General features: G+C 43.4%; 20 protein-coding genes, 2 pseudogenes and 1 other annotated feature. Of the genes and pseudogenes, 11 read left to right on the top strand and 11 right to left on the bottom strand.

Annotation, left to right across the window (positions count from 1 at the left end; translation table 11 throughout):
* Positions 1 to 190: 190 nt before the first annotated feature.
* On the top strand, positions 191 to 1,780 hold the full coding sequence (pckA, locus tag RH061_RS18535) for a phosphoenolpyruvate carboxykinase (ATP) (protein WP_311072329.1): 1,590 nt from the start codon (positions 191 to 193) through the stop codon (positions 1,778 to 1,780).
* Between the two features lie 177 nt (positions 1,781 to 1,957).
* On the opposite strand, the gene RH061_RS18540 is transcribed toward pckA, so the two are convergent.
* Entirely contained in the window at positions 1,958 to 2,200 is a 243-nt protein-coding gene (locus RH061_RS18540; RefSeq protein ID WP_311072330.1) for a DUF2584 domain-containing protein, read from the bottom strand.
* Positions 2,201 to 2,246: 46 nt separating this feature from the next.
* Complete coding sequence (locus RH061_RS18545) at positions 2,247 to 3,035, bottom strand: alpha/beta hydrolase family protein (RefSeq protein WP_311072331.1); 789 nt, start codon at positions 3,033 to 3,035, stop codon at positions 2,247 to 2,249.
* A 120-nt stretch (positions 3,036 to 3,155) separates the two neighbouring features.
* On the opposite strand from RH061_RS18545, the gene RH061_RS18550 reads away from it, so the two are divergent.
* Genes RH061_RS18550 through RH061_RS18560 form a run of 3 tightly spaced genes read left to right on the top strand, consistent with a single transcriptional unit; the run spans position 3,156 to position 5,731 of the window.
* The gene (locus RH061_RS18550) at positions 3,156 to 4,151 is read left to right on the top strand and encodes an ABC transporter substrate-binding protein (RefSeq protein ID WP_311076453.1); all 996 of its coding nucleotides are present in this window, start codon (positions 3,156 to 3,158) and stop codon (positions 4,149 to 4,151) included.
* A gap of 16 nt (positions 4,152 to 4,167) precedes the next feature.
* Positions 4,168 to 4,944 carry an ABC transporter ATP-binding protein gene (locus RH061_RS18555; protein WP_311072332.1) on the top strand — a complete coding sequence of 259 codons (777 nt, stop codon included), beginning with the start codon at positions 4,168 to 4,170 and terminating at the stop codon, positions 4,942 to 4,944.
* Positions 4,925 to 5,731, top strand: coding sequence for an ABC transporter permease (locus tag RH061_RS18560; RefSeq protein ID WP_311072333.1), 807 nt, complete (start codon positions 4,925 to 4,927; stop codon positions 5,729 to 5,731). The genes RH061_RS18555 and RH061_RS18560 overlap by 20 nt, the downstream gene beginning before the upstream one ends.
* A 265-nt stretch (positions 5,732 to 5,996) precedes the next feature.
* Here the strand turns inward: RH061_RS18560 and ytkD are convergent, their stop codons facing one another.
* Entirely contained in the window at positions 5,997 to 6,464 is a 468-nt protein-coding gene (ytkD, locus tag RH061_RS18565; protein ID WP_311072334.1) for an RNA deprotection pyrophosphohydrolase, read from the bottom strand.
* 84 nt (positions 6,465 to 6,548) lie between these two features.
* A complete protein-coding gene (locus RH061_RS18570; RefSeq protein WP_311072335.1) occupies positions 6,549 to 6,869 on the bottom strand; it encodes a hydrolase in 321 nt (106 codons plus the stop codon).
* A gap of 253 nt (positions 6,870 to 7,122) precedes the next feature.
* On the opposite strand from RH061_RS18570, the gene RH061_RS18575 reads away from it, so the two are divergent.
* On the top strand, positions 7,123 to 7,380 hold the full coding sequence (locus RH061_RS18575; protein ID WP_023626881.1) for a DUF6154 family protein: 258 nt from the start codon (positions 7,123 to 7,125) through the stop codon (positions 7,378 to 7,380).
* A 131-nt stretch (positions 7,381 to 7,511) separates the two neighbouring features.
* Here RH061_RS18575 and RH061_RS18580 read toward each other — a convergent pair whose 3' ends face one another.
* Positions 7,512 to 7,979: a Dps family protein gene (locus tag RH061_RS18580; protein ID WP_311072336.1), complete on the bottom strand. Its 468-nt coding sequence runs from the start codon at positions 7,977 to 7,979 to the stop codon at positions 7,512 to 7,514.
* A 107-nt stretch (positions 7,980 to 8,086) separates the two neighbouring features.
* On the opposite strand from RH061_RS18580, the gene ytzI reads away from it, so the two are divergent.
* Together ytzI and yidD are read left to right on the top strand one after the other, a co-directional pair.
* Positions 8,087 to 8,254 (top strand): YtzI protein, encoded by a 168-nt coding sequence (gene ytzI / locus RH061_RS18585; protein WP_311072337.1) that lies wholly within the window; start codon positions 8,087 to 8,089, stop codon positions 8,252 to 8,254.
* 50 nt (positions 8,255 to 8,304) lie between these two features.
* Positions 8,305 to 8,559: a membrane protein insertion efficiency factor YidD gene (yidD, locus tag RH061_RS18590; protein ID WP_311072338.1), complete on the top strand. Its 255-nt coding sequence runs from the start codon at positions 8,305 to 8,307 to the stop codon at positions 8,557 to 8,559.
* On the opposite strand, the gene RH061_RS18595 is transcribed toward yidD, so the two are convergent.
* Complete coding sequence (locus RH061_RS18595; RefSeq protein ID WP_311072339.1) at positions 8,560 to 9,123, bottom strand: beta-class carbonic anhydrase; 564 nt, start codon at positions 9,121 to 9,123, stop codon at positions 8,560 to 8,562.
* 223 nt (positions 9,124 to 9,346) lie between these two features.
* Here RH061_RS18595 and RH061_RS18600 point away from each other — a divergent pair, with 223 nt between their 5' ends.
* The 4 genes and pseudogenes from RH061_RS18600 to RH061_RS18615 all read left to right on the top strand — a co-directional run bounded on the left by RH061_RS18600 (position 9,347) and on the right by RH061_RS18615 (position 13,208).
* A complete protein-coding gene (locus tag RH061_RS18600; protein ID WP_311072340.1) occupies positions 9,347 to 10,399 on the top strand; it encodes a metal ABC transporter solute-binding protein, Zn/Mn family in 1,053 nt (350 codons plus the stop codon).
* Between the two features lie 117 nt (positions 10,400 to 10,516).
* Entirely contained in the window at positions 10,517 to 11,878 is a 1,362-nt protein-coding gene (locus tag RH061_RS18605; RefSeq protein ID WP_311072341.1) for a cytochrome ubiquinol oxidase subunit I, read from the top strand.
* 103 nt (positions 11,879 to 11,981) lie between these two features.
* Positions 11,982 to 12,970: pseudogene (locus RH061_RS18610) on the top strand (cytochrome d ubiquinol oxidase subunit II).
* 82 nt (positions 12,971 to 13,052) lie between these two features.
* The gene (locus RH061_RS18615; RefSeq protein ID WP_311072342.1) at positions 13,053 to 13,208 is read left to right on the top strand and encodes a DUF1540 domain-containing protein; all 156 of its coding nucleotides are present in this window, start codon (positions 13,053 to 13,055) and stop codon (positions 13,206 to 13,208) included.
* 37 nt (positions 13,209 to 13,245) lie between these two features.
* On the opposite strand, the gene RH061_RS18620 is transcribed toward RH061_RS18615, so the two are convergent.
* From RH061_RS18620 to RH061_RS18640, 5 genes and pseudogenes are all read right to left on the bottom strand, one after another.
* Positions 13,246 to 13,878 (bottom strand): CPBP family intramembrane glutamic endopeptidase, encoded by a 633-nt coding sequence (locus RH061_RS18620; RefSeq protein WP_311072343.1) that lies wholly within the window; start codon positions 13,876 to 13,878, stop codon positions 13,246 to 13,248.
* A gap of 6 nt (positions 13,879 to 13,884) precedes the next feature.
* Positions 13,885 to 14,685 (bottom strand): alpha/beta fold hydrolase, encoded by an 801-nt coding sequence (locus RH061_RS18625; RefSeq protein WP_311072344.1) that lies wholly within the window; start codon positions 14,683 to 14,685, stop codon positions 13,885 to 13,887.
* A 98-nt stretch (positions 14,686 to 14,783) separates the two neighbouring features.
* Positions 14,784 to 16,417 (bottom strand): annotated as a pseudogene (metG, locus tag RH061_RS18630) (methionine--tRNA ligase).
* A gap of 71 nt (positions 16,418 to 16,488) precedes the next feature.
* Positions 16,489 to 16,763, bottom strand: a binding site (T-box leader).
* A gap of 231 nt (positions 16,764 to 16,994) precedes the next feature.
* A complete protein-coding gene (locus RH061_RS18635; protein WP_311072345.1) occupies positions 16,995 to 17,540 on the bottom strand; it encodes a class F sortase in 546 nt (181 codons plus the stop codon).
* A 37-nt stretch (positions 17,541 to 17,577) separates the two neighbouring features.
* Positions 17,578 to 18,384 carry a DUF4397 domain-containing protein gene (locus RH061_RS18640; RefSeq protein ID WP_311072346.1) on the bottom strand — a complete coding sequence of 269 codons (807 nt, stop codon included), beginning with the start codon at positions 18,382 to 18,384 and terminating at the stop codon, positions 17,578 to 17,580.
* Positions 18,385 to 18,472 lie beyond the last annotated feature (88 nt).

The raw sequence follows: 18,472 nt of genomic DNA on the forward strand, positions 1-18,472 counted from the left end.
TAAAATAAAATGGACTTGCAAAGCATCCTTTTCGCTTGACTATATAAAGAAAGAATTATATAACGCAAGGTAGGTACAAGGTAATTTTTCGAGTGATTAGTATAGATTAATCGAACAAATGTGTTATACTAATATCGAGATGTAAACACTTACAAATTATTAATCTTTTAAAAAAGGAAGGTATTCTCCGATGAATGTTGTAGGAATATCAAACGAACTTTCAGCATTATTAAGTGGCAGCAATATGCAGATCCAGTTATCCGTTCCCCAGCTTGTTGAAAAAGTCCTGAACCGAAATGAAGGGCTCCTGACATCAACTGGCGCTGTTAGAGCAACAACTGGTAAGTATACTGGCCGTTCACCTAAAGATAAATTCATTGTTGAAGAAAAGTCCGTACAGGACAAGATCGACTGGGGCTCCGTAAACCAGCCGATTTCAGAAGAATCTTTTACAAAGCTATATAATAAGGTATTGAATTTCCTTAAAGAAAAAGAAGAAGTATTCGTATTCAAAGGATTTGCTGGTGCTGACATTAAACACCGCCTTCCAATCCAGGTCATCAATGAATACGCCTGGCATAACCTTTTCGCACATCAATTATTCATCCGTCCAACAGAGGAAGAGCTTGCTGGCCATGAATCTGAATTCACAGTCATCTCTGCCCCGACTTTCAAAGCGGATCCAAAAGTTGATGGAACAAATTCCGAAACATTCATCATCGTCTCCTTCGAACAGCGCGTCGTCTTGATCGGAGGAACGGAGTATGCGGGCGAAATGAAGAAGTCCATTTTCTCCGTGATGAACTATTTGTTGCCTGAAAGCGGCATCCTATCCATGCACTGCTCGGCAAACGTGGGACGCGAAGGCGATGTAGCCTTGTTCTTCGGTTTATCCGGAACAGGAAAAACAACTCTTTCAGCTGATAACAATCGCCGTTTGATTGGTGATGATGAGCATGGCTGGTCAGCAAATGGTGTGTTCAACATCGAAGGCGGCTGCTACGCAAAGTGCATCAACTTGTCGAAGGAAAAAGAACCACAGATTTATGACGCGATCCGTTTTGGCTCAGTGCTTGAAAATGTCGTCGTCGATGAAGAAACACGTGTGGCGGATTATGATGATGGCAGCCTGACTGAAAATACTCGTGCAGCTTATCCGATCCAGGCGATCGAAAATATCGTGGACCCAAGCATTGCCGGTCATCCAAACGCGATCGTCTTCCTTACTGCTGATGCATTCGGAGTATTGCCTCCAATCGCCAAGCTAACGAAGGAACAAGCCATGTACCACTTCTTGAGCGGATATACATCAAAGCTTGCTGGAACTGAGCGCGGCATCACTTCTCCGCAGGCAACGTTCTCAACTTGCTTCGGCTCACCTTTCCTTCCGCTTGCAGCAACAAGATACGCGGAAATGCTTGGTGAAAAGATTGATGAGCACAATGCGAAGGTATTCCTCGTGAACACAGGATGGACAGGCGGAGAATACGGCACAGGGAGCCGCATGAAGCTGGCTTACACTCGCGCAATGGTCCAGGCAGCACTTGAAGGCGAACTGAACAATGTCGAAACCGTCAAAGACGAAATCTTCGGCCTGGATATCCCGGCACATGTACCAGGTGTACCTGACGATGTCCTACAGCCAGTCAAGACATGGAGCGACAAGGAAGCATACTACGCAAAAGCAAATGAACTCGCAGGCAAATTCCGCGAAAACTTCAAGAAGTTCACAAACGTACCATCCGTGATCGAAGAAAAAGGCGGACCGACAGCGAAATAGGTTGATTGAGGCCATCTCCGGGGTAGGAGATGGCCTTTGCTTTTACCGTTTAGCTCACTTTTGCTGTTTTTCGGGCAATGCAGAGCTCCTGCTTTTACCGTTTTTCTCTCTTCTGCGTTTTTCCGGCTATGCAGAGCTCCTGCCTAAATAAAAAACAGAGCACATTATGTGCCCTGCTTAGTTCGTAGAATTTAAGGATACTAATTGATAAGTAATGGTTGTTTCATTTTCTGTCCACTCGACTTTGGAAATGACGCCTGTTCCGGTCAGGTCGCCTTCGATTGTTTTCTTGACTTCTAGTGGAATGTCAATTGGATAAAGCCTGTAGCCTTCCTTTTTCAAAGAGAAGAAATTGTCTTGGAGCCTCTTTTCTCGGCCCTTTGTTACGATCATTGTATTCAACTCTAATGGCATCCCCATCGTATTCGCTCCTCTATTGTTCTTCATTGATTTCATTTTCATTTTATCATTGTTGCTCGTGTGATTTCATCCAATTCGTTAAATCGGTGACTACTTTCCGGTTCATCGCCGGTGGGAAGTAGTGTGTATATTCATCAAAGTACCAGCTTTCCACAGGCTTGTCCAACTCTTTTAACCGCTTCTCGATCCGATAGGAGTGTTCAATTGACACATTGTGGTCATTCCTGCCGTGGATGAGCAGCACCGGTGCCTTCAAATTTTCCATTTCGTACAATGGCGACCTGAATTTATACCTTTTCGGTACCTTTTTGGGCGACCCGCCGATCACCCTTTTCATCATTCTGCGCAAATCCTTTCTTTCCACGTACGTCAAGAACATATCCGTTACCCCTCCCCAGGTAACGACCGACGCTGTCTCGGGAAATTGAATGGCCGTCAGCAATGCCATCAAACCACCGCGGGAAAAACCAAAGACATGAACTCTTTCAACCCATGGCAAGGATTGCAGCAGCATGAATCCAGCAAAGGCATCGACCCGGTCGTCGCCGCCGAAGTCCTCGTCCCCTTCACCTCCCTGGTTTCCCCTGTAAAAAGGAGCAAAAACCGTAAAGCCTTCAGATGCAAATTGTGCAATCCGGGCAGGACGTACCTTGCCCACATTTTTGATTCCGCCGCGCAGATACAAAAATCCTTCTGTTCCGCTTCCATCAACTGGTTTAGCCAGAAGACCCTTGACCCGAAGTCCGCCTGCATAATAGGTGACCATCTCCAGCTCCACCGTAGGATTGGGGGAAGGAAATTTATAAGCTGAGATTATTTGCCCGTCATATTCCAACGTTAACACTCCTCTTATATGAATTTTTTTAAATTTGGTTACTGGGCATTCACACATTTTCAGATGATTCCATACGATACTGTAAGCCCAATTTAAGACAGATTTTTAGGAGGCATCATGATGAAAAAATGGTTCAAAGCCGGTTTTGCTTTATTTTTAGCTGCTGTACTTATTATACCTCTTGCAGCCTGCGGCCAAGACAAGGTACAGACTGTCAAAGTTGCTGAGGTTACACGTTCAATCTTCTATGCTCCTCAATATGTTGCCCTTGAAAAAGGATTTTTTGAGGAAGAAGGTTTGAAAATCGAGCTGACGACAACATGGGGTGGCGACAAGACCATGACAGCCGTACTCTCGAACGCCGCAGATATCGGCCTGGTCGGTTCTGAAACCTCCATCTACGTTTATGCACAGGGATCAAATGATCCAGTCATCAACTTTGCCCAGCTGACGCAAACCGATGGCACCTTCCTCGTGTCCCGGGAAAAAATCGATGATTTCTCGTGGGATCAGTTAAAAGGAGCTACCTATCTCGGACAGCGTACAGGCGGTATGCCTCAAATGGTAGGTGAATTCGTCCTTAAGAAGCACGGCATCGATCCTAAGGCAGATTTAGAAATGATCCAAAATATTGATTACGCAAATATTCCAAATGCCTTCGCTTCCGGAACTGGTGACTTCGTCCAGCTTTTCGAGCCGCAGGCCAGCATGTTTGAATTGGAAGGCATAGGCCATATCGTCGCTTCTTTCGGAACGGAGTCCGGTCATGTACCATATACCACATTTATGGCAAAAGAAAGCTACATGAAGAAAAACCCGGAGACAATCGAGAAGTTCACCCGTGCCGTCCATAAGGCACAGAAGTGGGTAGAATCACACAGTGCCAAAGAAACAGCGGAGGTCATACAGCCATATTTTAAGGATACAGATTTGTCGCTGATTGAAACGGTTGTTGATCGTTACAAGAGCCAGGGTTCATTCGCGACTGACCCGATTCTCGATGAAGAGGAATGGAATAACCTGCAGGATATCATGGATGAGGCAGGAGAACTTCCTGAGGAAGTGAGCCATGAAACATTAGTAAATACAGAGGTTGCAGAAGAAATCATGAAATAACAGGAGGTTGCAGCCAATGGACTTTTTGACATTAAGAGGAATCCAACACACTTATTTCACAAAAACATCTGCTGTCACTGCTTTGAATGATATTTCACTCGATGTCCGGGAAGGAGAGTTCGTATCCTTCCTGGGTCCGAGCGGCTGCGGCAAAACAACACTGCTTTCGATCATCGCAGGGCTGATTGAGCCCACCGATGGCCAGGTAAAACTGGAAGGCAAATCAGTCCAGGATGCTGCGAATCAAACAGGTTATATGCTGCAGCAGGATTATTTATTTCCTTGGAAAACGATTGAAGAAAATATCTTCCTTGGCTTGAAGATTAGTGGAACTCTGGAAGCTTCCAAGAAAGAAGAAGTTCTATCGCTGCTCAGGCAAATGGGTTTGGAGAATGTTGAAAAACTTTACCCAAAACAGTTATCCGGAGGGATGCGCCAGCGAGTGGCGCTCGTCAGGACCCTGGCAACGGAGCCAAAGCTGCTCATGCTTGACGAACCCTTCTCCGCACTGGACTACCAAACAAAATTAAAGCTCGAGGACCTTGTTTCTAATACATTCAAAACTTTTGGAAAAACAGCCATTCTCGTAACCCATGATATTGGCGAAGCAATCGCAATGAGCGACCGGATCTTCCTATTTTCCCCAAGGCCAGGACGCTTGCACAGAACTTTCACCATTCCGGAAGAACTGCGAAACCTTAGTCCGTTCGAGGCCAGAAACCATCCTTTGTATAACGAACTGTTCCAGAATATATGGAAGGAGTTGGAATCCATTGAGCCAGAAGAAAACTGAACTCCTCCATCAACAATACCTGAAAAAGTTAAGCCGCGAGCGAAAAACCGTGCGTGTTTATCAATTGCTGATCTTCATTGCCTTTTTTTCTCTTTGGGAAATCTCCAGTCAGCAAAAATGGATTGACCCGCTGCTATTCAGTTCACCGTCAAAAATATGGAATATGCTGATTGAAAAAACGATGGATGGGTCATTAGCTGTCAACCTTGGAGTGACGCTGGCAGAAACCGTATTGGGTTTCATTCTTGGTACACTAGTCGGCACCCTGCTTGCTGCTCTTTTATGGTGGTCACCCATGCTGTCAAAAATCCTGGACCCCTATCTAGTAATCCTGAATTCAATGCCAAAGGTGGCGCTAGGTCCTATTCTTATCGTAGCGCTCGGCACCAATATGTCCTCGATCATCGCGATGGGCGCAATCATCTCCGTGATCATCACGACAATCGTGGTGTATACAGCTTTTAAAGAGGTGGATCCCAACTATCTAAAGGTGCTGCAGACCTTCGGAGCTACAAGGGCTCAATCTTTCAAAGAGGCTATCCTGCCAGCTTCCTTCCCGACCATTATCTCTACTTTGAAAGTGAATGTCGGCCTGAGCTGGGTAGGTGTCATTGTCGGAGAATTCCTCGTTTCCGCACGTGGCCTAGGGTATATGATCATCTATGGATTCCAGGTTTTTAACTTCACACTCGTCTTCTTGTCGCTGCTCGTCATTGCTGTATTTGCAACGGTGATGTATCAGCTCGTCGAACTGCTCGAAAAGAAACTGATCAAAAGCAATCAATAATGAAGCCGGGACGAGGTCTGGCTTCTTTTCATGGCAATAAAAAAGCGGCTTAATTAGAATAAGTTGCGGCTGCGCCAATAAATTTTGATTTTCGCCAATAAAGTTGTGAACTTCGCCAATAAAATCATATTTTCGCCAATAAAGTTGTGAACTCCGCCAATAAAATCGGATTTTCGCCAATATCCTGATCCAGAGATTAAACCTCAAGTTGATTCCGATGCAATCTAACCCCATACCAACAAAAAAAGCGGCGAATCCGCCACTTTCACAACCTTTTCTGCAAAAATTCAAGGCTATGCTTTATCACATCGTCCTTCATGATAAAACTAAACTCGTCCTTCATTCTCTCCTTCAATAAATCACCACTGATAAGTGCGGGTCCGCCTGTTTCGAGGTAGTCATCCCGGGGGTCTATAGATTCTGCTTCTCCGTAAAAGATTCTTTTAACAAACGAACCTTCCTCATCACTCACCTGATATTCCCCGATGCTGACAAGCCTGCCTAAGACTGCGCCAGTTTCCTCCAGGACCTCACGATGAGCAGCCTCCTCAAGAGTTTCACCCTTCTCCATTTTGCCGCCGGGGAATTCAAGACCTCTGACACCATGCTTGGTCAACAGCCATTCACCTTTATATTTACAGATGACCAGCACATGGCGCGCACTTTTTTCAAAGGCGTTTTCCTGGAAGAATAAGATCACATCTCCGCCGTTCATATCTTTAAATTTCATCATGAAAACTCCCCGTTTTTAAATCATGTCCTAATTATATAGAAAATCAGAAAATGAATAAACCGCAGACCATTGTCTGCGGCTGCTCTATTTTTCAGGAAGGATTCCCATGCTTTCAATATGGTTCCTGGCTTCTTCGTCGCCGAGTTTATGAATCATTTCATATGTCTGGATCAGCTGTCGGTCGAGGGCGTCATTTTCACGGTCATAATGGTACTGGATATACGGGACATGCGCTCTCATGAAATTTTGCCAGCCTGTGGAGTGGCTCTGGTCAAATATTTCCCTTAATGCGGTGATTTCCTCGTCATTTGCCTCAATTTTAAAATTCCATGGAGATGCAGTTGAATCGCTTGAAATATGGCCTTCACTGATGTTAATGTAATATGTTTTTTTGCCTTCTGGCATATGCCTCACCTCAAGGATATCGTTCCCTGCGTCTATATTCGTTTATACTGAATATCTATAAAATAAATAATTTTTTCTGCCCTCCAAATTACTCTTAAAGTTGTCTGTATGTTAAAATTAGACCAAATATAGATATAAGCAAATCAGCGAACCCAATAGGAAAATACTTCAAATCCATGGCATATTTTTTCCGTTGGAGGGTATTAAATAAGTATAAGGAATTATGGACGATCAAGAAGGAGAGGTGAAATTCATGAAACTGATTGATGAGCTATACGAACTATACCGCAATAAATTGACCGGTGATGAAGAGGATATCGATATGCTCGCTTTTGCCTTCCTTGAAGAAATGAGCCGAGAAGACTTGTTGAAGATCATCCAGGACCTTGATAAGCAGGAGCTTTATGATTTAATGGGGCTTTACTTGATTGAGAGCTTGAAAGGAAAGTTTGCCCAGGACGATTTCGGCGCCCGCTCTGTCAATTCATATCCCTCCCGAAATGTGCATTAATCCTTAAAATGACTATACATATAAAACCGGCTGCGGCCGGTTTTTCTTTTTGCCAACCATTCGCCTCCACACAGTCAAATCTGTTCAAACCATGAAAAAAACTGGCCACTCGGCCAGTTTTCCCTATATTTTTATCCAAGATAAGCCTTGAACATCCACATATGCTTGCGAAGGCTCATTTTCACTTCTGTCAGCATATCGGCTGTAGCTGTATCTTCTTCCTTTTCTGCAAGTTCTATTGCGCTATGGAGCTCGTCCACAATGGTAGCAAAGTCATCGTGCAATTGCTTGACCATTTCTTCTTCATTTTCGGACCCTTTTGCTTCTTTAACTGAAGACAGTTCAAGATATTCCTTAAGAGTCGCAACAGGCTTTCCTTCCAATGCGAGAATTCTTTCGGCGAATTCATCGATGATTGTCGCGGCTTCGTTATAAAGCTCTTCGAATTTCGTATGCAGTGTGAAGAAATGACGGCCTTTCACGTACCAGTGATAGTTATGAAGCTTTGTGTAAAGTACCGTCCAGTTCGCAACCTGCTTATTTACTGCTTGAATTAAATCTGATTGTGCCATTTTTATTTCATCCTCCCTTATAGTCATAGATTATATTCCCCTTCCAGCTTTATAAAAAACATGCTGGCAGCAACTTTTTTCCTACCGCTGAAAAGAACATGCTAAAATAATTTTGAAGCAAAGGAGGCCTTTTTATGTATACCGTTTTGATTATCTCAGTCATTATCGTTATCATTGTTTTAATATTAAGCGTAGTCACTACTTCAAAGGCATATCAGTATAAGCATACGGTCGACCCGATTGACAGCAGTGACAGCCATGAAGATTCTGGTGAAGCAAAAGCTCATGATGAAAATAAATAAAAGGAGCTGCAATCAGCTCCTTTTTAGGATTTAAAGAAGGGATGAACACCATGCTAAAAAAAGCATTCATCGGCATCATACGTTTTTATCAGGTTGTCATTTCGCCATTGAAGCCGCCTACATGCAGATTTTACCCGACATGCTCCCATTACGGGCTTGAAGCAATTACAAGGTTTGGACCTATTAAAGGCGGCTGGCTGACGATAGTACGCATCCTTAAATGCCAGCCCTTCCACCCAGGAGGGATGGACCCGGTACCGGAGGAATGGCCGTCAAAGAAAAATACGAAAGTCCATAACCATTAATTATTTTTCGTAGCCATCGATCACTTGATCAAGCCTTCCCGTTGAAGGATCGATCACCAATCCATGGACCGGAACATCCTTAGGCATCAAGGGATGGTTTTTAACGATTTCGACACTGTGGGCAACGCTGTCCTTGACGTTATCGAAACCGTGAAGCCATTCCTTTACGTCTATTCCGGAGTAGTTCAATGTATTCAACATGTCATCGCTGACTCCGCGCTTTTTCATTTCTTCGATCACGATGTCGGGCTTCATCCCGCTCATACCACAATCATAATGGCCAATGATTGCCACTTCCTCTGCCTGCAGCTGGTAAACGGCAACAAGCAAACTTCTCATGATACTTCCGAAAGGATGCATGATCAAGGCACCTGCATTTTTGACAATTTTCACATCACCATTGCGAATATTCAAGGCCCTAGGTAAAAGTTCAACCAGCCTTGTATCCATACATGTCAAAATAACCATCTTTTTATTCGGAAACTTAGTAGTGGTGAATTCTTCATATTTCTTTTCTGATACAAACTTTTCATTGAAATCTAGAATTTCATCAAGCATTCTCATCTATTCTCTCTCCTCTTAAAAAAATTTCCTTTCTAATAGAATACATTAAACTGAATCCGAACCAAAATATTTTACTTGATTTTGCTCCCATCCTTTTGTATGATACAGAAGGTAAATCGTAACCATTACGAATTAATATTTTTCCCGATGATTAGAAAAATAATAACAAATACACTCCAATTTATAAATCGTAATGAGTCCGTTTTGACTACAGGAGGCATATATGAAAAAAACTGCATTTATTTTATCTATATTTATGGTCATCGCTGCGTTTCTAAGTGGCTGTGCACAGGAACGTGCTGATCAAGAGAAGAACGAAGATTTGCTGCAAGTTTATACCACTGTTTATCCACTACAGTTTTTCGCCCAGCAAATTGGCGGTGAATATGTTAACGTTGAAACCATTTATCCACCAGGAGCGGATGAGCATACTTTCGAGCCATCCCAAAAAGATATGATGGCACTGGCAGACTCAGACTTATTTTTCTATATCGGCCTGGGTCTTGAAGGATTTGTTGATAAAGCCAGTAAAACTTTAAAAAACGAAGATGTGAAAATGGTGCCGGTTGGTGAATCTTTGCATCTGGGTGAGGCAGGAGAAGACGAAGCGCATAACCAGGATGGCACTGCTGAAGAGAGTCATGGAGAAGAAGGACATGAAGAGGAAGATCATGTTGATGAAGATGGGCATGCCGATGAAAATGACCAAGCTGATGGAAAACACGCTAATGACGATGGCCATGGGCACGGAGATTTCGACCCGCATGTGTGGCTTGATCCGATTTATGCAAACGAGCTGGCACTTGCAATCAAAGAACAATTAGCAGCTCAGATGCCTGAACATAAAAATACTTTCGAACAGAATTATACCGAGCTGACTGCTCAATTGAAGGACCTTGACAAGGAATTTTCTGAGGTCGTTGGCTCAGCCAAGCGAAAGGAAATCCTGGTATCACACTCTGCTTTCAGTTATTGGGAGGAGCGTTACGGGATTCAGCAAATCAGTATTTCTGGTCAGTCCACTACGAATGAGCCATCTCAAAAAGAGCTTCAAAAGTTGATTTCACATGCCAAAGATGAACAAATCAAGTATGTTTTAAACGAACAAAACTTTGATTCCAAGCTGGCGAAAATGGTCCAGAATGAAATCGGCGCAAAATCACTAACACTCCACAATCTTTCCGTATTGACAGACGAAGATATAAAAAATAATGAGACCTACTTCACGTTGATGGAAAAGAACATCGCTACCCTTGGAAAAGCATTAAATGAATAATAATTGGTTGCCTCCCTATAGTGGGAGGCTTTTTTCATTGCCTAGAAAATAAATCACATATTATCCATAAAAATGAAAACAATATTGAGAGTTATATTACGGAAAGGAAGTTAAATAATGGATGATATTTTGATTGCCCGCTCTCTATTTGGCACGACAATGGGTTTCCATATTATCAATGCCACCATCGGGGTTGGATTGCCATTGATGATTCTGGCCGCAGAACTTCTCTACCAGAAAACCAATGATACTGATTATGCCGTTATGGCTAAAAGATGGACAAAAGCATTTGCCGTGACATTAGGTGTCGGCATCCCAACCGGAACGATTGCAGGAGTCCAGCTCTCCCTTCTATGGCCTGGATTTATGGAGGTTGTCGGCAGAGTAATGGCTCTGCCATTCCAGATTGAGATTTATGCCTTTTTTATTGAGGCTCTATTCATGTCCATCTATGTTTACGCAGCCGACAGGATTTCACCTTGGATGAGGATCGCCAGCCTTACCCTTGTGGCAATCGGAGCTCTTGCTTCTGCCGTTTTAATCACCAATGTTCACGCATTCCAGGGTACACCTAGAGGGTTCCGCGTTGAAAACGGTGAACTGGTGGACATCGATCCATGGGCTGCCTTCTTTAACCCTAGCTTTGCTGTAACTGCAGGACATGTTGTTGTCACAGCCTATATGACCGGCGCATTCATCATCGCCACTGTGGCTGCCTATAAAATGTTGAAAAGTGATTTTGGCTCAAGAGTATATAAATTCCACCAGAAGGCCCTTATGGCGAGTTTGATCATCGGCGGCATTTTCTCCATCCTGACAGCAGTGAATGGCCATTCGGCCGCCCAATACCTCCATGAATACCAGCCTGAAAAATTGGCAGGTGCTGAGGGACTTTTTGAGACACAGAAATATGCCCCACTGGCTATTGGCGGTTTTACCGACCGGGAAACAGAATCAGTCAAATGGGGAATCGAGATTCCCTGGGCGTTAAGCTTCCTTGCGGGCAATTCATTTGATACCGAAGTAAAAGGACTGAACGATTTTCCCGAAGAACATTGGCCGCCGCTGTTTATCCATACATTATTCAATGCAATGGTCGGTGTCGGGATGTTGTTGATTACACTCTCCCTGATTGCCTTTGTCTGGAATAAAATTTTGAAGAAAGAAAAATTCCCGAAATTCCTGATGTGGCTTTTCGTAGCTACAGGACCGCTAGCCATGCTGGGAATAGAATTTGGCTGGGTTTTTGCCTGTACCGGCAGGCAGCCTTGGGTGATTTATCATGTCCTTTCAACGGAGGACGCAGCAACAACCGCCTCTAACCTGGGGATATTATTTATCCTGTTTGCTGGGGTTTACGTCTTACTTGGTGTTATGGAAATCATCGTTCTTCGTTACTTCTTCCGGAAAAATACGGTTTTAGATGATTTAAACAGGGCACAGCAAAAAGAAATCCCTTTGTATGGTTCCAATTCATAAAAAGATAGCTGTATGGTTCCAACTCATGAAAGGATGATCCATTTTGACTGACGCGCTAACGGCCATAACCGTACTCTGGGGCTTTGTCTTTATCTATGCTGTTATGGCAACGATGGACTTTGGAGCCGGGTTCTGGTCGATGGTCTATATCAATAAACAAAAACAAAAGCGACGAATATTGCCAACCGCTATCTGTCTCCGACATGGGAGGTCACGAATACATTTATCGTGGCACTGGTCGTCGCGGTTTATAGCATGTTCCCTAGAGCGGCTTACACTTTAGGAACTGTATTGCTGATTCCAGGCAGTATGATTTTGCTGCTCCTGTCATTGCGAAGTGCCTTCCTTGTTTTTTCAAATATTGCAGAGGATTATCGGAAGGTGCTTACCTATATCTCAGGGATTAGCGGAATCCTGATACCTGGATTATTGATCAGCGTACTGCCCATTACCCATGGCGGATTTATCGAGTTTACTGATGACTCCCAGAACCTGGATTTGGCCAGCTTGTTCACTAGTCCGAATGTCTACGCTTTTATTGGTTTCGCTGTCAGCAGCACTCTGTTCCTGTCTTCGCTGTTGCTTGCTGATTATTCAAAAGCATCGGATGAACTGAAAGCTTATGAGGTATACAGACGTGACGCTTTAATTCTTGGGCCGATTTCGCTCGTCATGGCTTTTGCGATCATGCTTACTTTAAGACAGGAAGCAGCGTGGATATATGACAAGATGATGGATAATCTGCCTATCCTGCTGATATCCGTCATGTTCTTCCTGATTGGCGGACTGGCGCTTCTTCTCCCGTCCATTGGGAATAAATCGATCAGAGGGATTCCAAGGCTTGCAGTCATCATGATTACACTTCAATATTTGGCGGCTAGCTATGTATACGGGAAGGCTCACCTGCCATACATCGTATATCCGGAGGTCACAATCCAGTCCGCTTTCACGGACCCCAATTCATTCCGGGCCGTATTCACCACTTATATTGTTGGATTCCTGATCCTCTTTCCCGGATTCATCTATTTTTGGAGCCTCTTCATGCAGGATAAACGATATTTGCGCCAGAAAAAAACAAAGGAACAAACTTGAAGCTTCCTGAATTTAGCGAGGATGACTTCCGTTATTTCGCTGCATCCTAAGCTTGTATCAACCAAAAAGGAGTGGTACAGCTATGGCAAAAGATGTATTATGCGAAGTCAATAACTGTCAGTACTGGAAAGATGGAAATCTCTGCAGCGCTGACAAGATCTATGTCGTCAGCCATGCCGGTGAGCAAGCTGACAATAGCCGCGAAACTGACTGCAAAACGTTTGAAGCGTTGAGTTAATTTGCATAGACCGGGCCAGTCCCGGTCTTATTTCTGATTACCTTATCAGAAACCAATACACAAAGATGATTCCCATATCACTCAATACATGACCTATTATTGTGCCTGTGATGGAACCCGTTTCCTCTCTCATATAGCCCCAAATTAAACCTGCAATGAAGACTGGTATAACAGCAACCATGCCGTAAAAGCCATTGAAAATTGGAATCACGGAGAGCAAATGGTAGAGTGTATAAAAAGCTGCTGTCATCAAAATCGCATACTTAGCTGTTCTTTCTATTCTCAGTTTTTCATAGATAAACCCTCTCCAATACACTTCTTCTAAAATTGGATTAATCACCAACAGGATCAGTACAAGCCCAATCTCACCTTGAGCAGAAAAACCCCACTCCCATAGCAAAACACGAAGCTGATCGATATCGATCATATAGATATGCAGCCAGTGCAACCCTCCATAAACGAACAGGAAAAAAAGCAGCCCACTCCCGAAACCCAGCAAAACAGTCCTGCTTGTTGCTTTGAACCTTTCCCAGTGAACTCCGCCAGCAAGCAAAGGCACTGCTAGAAGCCAGCTATAGAAAAGCAAAAACGCAATAATGACACTCTCCAGCACTTGCAGCCCGATGAAAATCATGAACGCTGGCCCAAGCAAAAGTAATAGTCTCTTCATATCCACCTACCCCAGTCCTGCTTGATTCTCTTTGTTATCATTGAGAGACTTTAAAAAAGCGTCGAAAATCGCATTGAATTCCTGATGTGACCTGGGTGGCAGCTGATGGGTGCCGTGCTTTATATACACCACTTGTGTTTGCGGAGCTTTTTTTTGAAAAGGAATGGAATAGCGGTGCATCGGCTTTTCCAGCGAACCGTAAATCAGAAGGATAGGCATTTCAAGCTTATGAAGCTTGCTGGTGGAATCATAATGAAGTCCTGATTTGATATATTCATACGTGCGTTGGGCATCCGATTGCCTGGCTAACCCAAATATCTCCTTTTCATCATCATGATCACATTTATGGAATTTCGCCTGCCATTTTGCAGCAAGAGACACTTGACCGAATTTAACCATCAGCTGTACTAACTTAATTACAAGCTTCGGGATAAGGGTATCAATCTTTGAAAATCCACCAGACAAGATCAAAGCTTCTGACTGTTCAGGATACTTCAACGCAAATTCCTGGGCAACCAATCCACCGTGAGAATAGCCGCAGAGCACTGCTTTGTGAATACCTATTTCGTCCAACAACTTTTTTAGATTATCCGCAAGTCCCTCTATGCTTAAAGTTTTGTTTCCCTTCGAACTTCGCCCATGCCCGGGAAGGTCGAAAAAGATGGTCTTATAACGATCGGACAGTGTTTCCTGATACTTAAAAACATTGTGCCCCATCACAAAAGGATGAATGAACACAACAGGCAGCCCGTCACCTTTTATTAGATAATAAAGCGAGAGAGAGTCATCGATTTTGGCATATGGCATAAAAAGCTTCACCCCTTTATGCTGTTTCTACCCGAATCACAGCCAGACAAAAAGGATTTTATCTTCGATGTGGAATTTTAAAAAACTCTCTGAGTAAATTATACCTTCTCCTGTTTCTTCAAATCTTCCAACTCTTTGTCAATCCTATCTGGGTCAATACGTTCGAATAATAGCTCTACATGAGTTAATATTTGAGGTTTTACTAATAACGGCTCCCAGCTTTGTGCCGTTATTTGCAGCATACCTTTAACCTTTTCGCTTGAAAAAGGAAGGAATGGCGTCAGGATATTGGCTACGTTCCCGATGATATATACGCAATCCGCCAGCGTCTGTTTGCACGCTTCAGGATTTTCGTGCACCTGCTTCCATGGTTGTTGTCAAAGTATTTGTTGGCATATCTCACTAGTTCAAACACTTTTTCCAGTGCTCTTTTAAAGCTGGTGTTTTCAATATTCCGTCCCGTTTCAACGTAAAGCAGATCCACTCTGTTCACTATTTCTTTGTTAATCTCTTTTTCAGGAAGAACGCCACCAAATGTCTTTTGAATGAATTTCAAGGTCCGGTTCACTAAGTTCCCATAAGCTCCCAGCAGTTCACTATTATGACTATAGATGAACTCCTTCCATGAAAAATCCGCATCCCGGCTTTCAGGTGCATTAATGGTCAGAAAATAACGGATTGAATCTGGATCATATTTTTCTATAATATCCGGTACCCAAACTGCCCAATTTCTGCTTGTGGACAATTTTTTCTTTTCCAGAGTGAGATATTCATTAGAAACGATATGGGTAGGCAATGCATCGATATCAAGTCCTTTTAGAATCCCTAGCCAAATGATGGAATGGAACGGGATATTATCTTTACCATGCACATAATAGGACTTAGCGCCAGAATTCCAAAACGCTGCGTCATCCTGTCCCGTTTCTTCTGCCCAAAGCTTGCTTGCTGTGTAATAACCTGATACCGCCTCAATCCAAACATAGATTTTCTTCTCTTCATAGCCTTTTACAGGCACGTTTACCCCATTGGGCAAATCCCTGGAAACCGCCCGATCCTGAAGGCCTTCATCCAAGTACCTCTTAGTTAATGAACTAGCATTGTCTCTCCAGAGTCCATTCTGTTCAGCAGCCTCGGTATATCTCTCCAATTCGCTTTGAAGTGAGCTTAACGCAAAATAAAAATGCTCCGTTGTTCTCGTCGTTGGAGGATTGCCACATATTTTGCATCTCCTTTCCAGTAAATCAAGAGGCTCCAGCACGCTTGAGCAATGATCACATTGATCGCCCCGAGCTTTCGCCCCACACTTCGGACAAATTCCCTCAACATACCGGTCAGGCAAAAACTGCTGGTCCAGTTTACAATACGTTTGTTCAATTTCCTTCTTGTAGATTAACCCTTTATCAAGCAGCTTCAGAAAGATATCCTGGACGACTTTATGGTGGTGTGCTGAATCGGTTCTTGTGTAGATATCATACGAGAAACCTAGCTTCGTAAAACTGTCAGTGAACTCACTGTGATATCTGTCTGCGATTTCTTTCGGTGACACGCCTTCCTGCTTTGCTCTTATGGCAATGGGAGTTCCGTTACAATCACTGCCTGAGACATATAAAACCTTTTCTCCTTTCAAACGGTAATACCTCGCTAAAATATCCCCCGGCAGCAGGCTCGAAATATGACCCAGATGCAGCGACCCATTAGCATACGCCCATGCTCCTCCGATAAAAATACTCATTTAAATGACCTCCTTATAAAATTGGAAAAAGAACCTAAAAAAAACAAAAAACCCCGCCCTTAACTGCAATAGTTAAGGACGAGGTTTGGTATACCACGTGTTACCACCTTATTTCGCAAATGGTTCACACCACTTGCCTCAGCAAGTACGGAGCATGTGAAGCCTGCTCTTATACTGTGACATTGATAACGAGTGCCAAATCTCGCCGCAACCTACTTATGCCAAAAGCATGTTCAGGACAGAGCTCAGAGACCATTTTTCAAGTGACTGTCTTTGCTTCTTTTCAGCTGCCGAAGCTCTCTGTAAAAAACAGGGGCACTCTACTTTTTCTCTTCATTGCTTTTAAAAAGTTATTAATCAGTATTTTATTCAGAATTTTCCAGGAAGTCAATGATCTTTTGACAATAAAGTAAAAAATCTCCCTCTGTAACCAGAATATTCCGTTTCGTGCCTACGTGTATATATGACACTGAAAATGGCGTGTAAAATGACATCAGTTTTGCCACGCCATTTGCTGTTCATTTTTTGACTGTATGCACGTTAAAACGGAATGGTTTCTAATAGACTAGCTGGCTTCTTACTGTTGGATGGCTGTCACGACTAATCGCTCTTCGTGATTTTTGGTGAGAGGGTTGAACCATCCTGTGCATGTGATTAATTGTAAACGTTTTTGTGAAGTAAACCCGAAAATCTCCTCGATTGGCCCGTTATCATAAGGGTAGGATTCGATTTTTACAATTTTATAGCGTAACGTGTTATCTTTGTCTGTTAAAACGACTTCGTCTTCAAGAGAGACATCTTCCAGATCGAAGAATACACCTTTTCCAAGATAATTATCGACATGCCCAGCTAAAACGACGTTGCCTTTCTCACCAGGCCTCGCGCCTTTAGTGTACCATCCAATTTTCATGACATCCTCCGGGACTTCCATTGCTCCATCCTCTTGCAGCCCAACTGGAATGATGTCAGCATCAAGCCCGATTGACGAGATGGTTAGATTTAAAGGGACCAATCCTGTTTCTTGTGTTACTTTTTTTGCGGAAGGCATAGAGTTCGAAACAGGTGAACTAACAACTGGTTCTCCCCCCGCTTTTTCAGGGTTCAAAACCGAATCTGAGTTCATAGGTTGACAGCCTGCAAGAATGACAATTAGTAAAAGATTAAGCTTGAAATGCATTCTTTCTTTTATAGAAAAAGTAACCGACTGTACCGATCACCAATACAAATGGAAGCATGCTCAACATCAAGCCGGTCACTCCACCCTTTCCGGTATCCGGCATTTCTTTAGGCATCACAGTTGCCGATGGATCCGCTAAGACAATGGCATCAAGTGCAGGCTCCCCGCTGGCAAGACCAACAGCAAGCACAGTATAAATCATGTCTGCTTTTAGCTCAGTTCCTGGTAAAGAGAGCACCACATCTTCTGTGCCAGCTGCCCTGACTTCTAAATCCAATGTTGATGGATCAGTTTCCAAGTAATCAGTTACACCCTTGAATGGCGCGTTCGGGAAAAGAACATCTCCGCCAGTCACTGCTGCATCTACAGCTGGAGCGTCCGGGGAAAAATGGCCAACTCGAACCTTTGTCTTTCCTTCCTCTGTCATCATGTCATCATTCATGACGGCTACTTCTAGTGCTTCTAATTTATTTACCGCCAGAACGGTGTAAGCATTATCTGCTTCAACGGATAATTGAGTAGTCAATACCGGTTTGCCCTCTGATACTGTACCTGCAGCAAAAATGCTTACTTCGTGCTCGCCCGATGGCACCATCAAATAATCAGTTACAGCCTTAAATTCTGCATTTTCTACTACTACTTTACCATCAACGGTGATATCGACTGCTGGTGCATCAGGGGAAGCATGCACAATACGTACCTTTGCCTGATCATGATTGTCAGCTAGCGCAGCCCCTCCAAACATGGTAAAAATCATCGTGAAAATCAGCAAAAACGAAAACTTCTTCATCTCCATCTCTCCTTCGTTTAATTCTTGTATAACTTATAAGCTGGTTATGTATAGTTTTAGCACAATAAGTTAAACAATACTTATACAA

It is taken from the genome of Mesobacillus jeotgali, assembly GCF_031759225.1.
GTDB classification, from domain to species: domain Bacteria; phylum Bacillota; class Bacilli; order Bacillales; family Cytobacillaceae; genus Mesobacillus; species Mesobacillus jeotgali_B.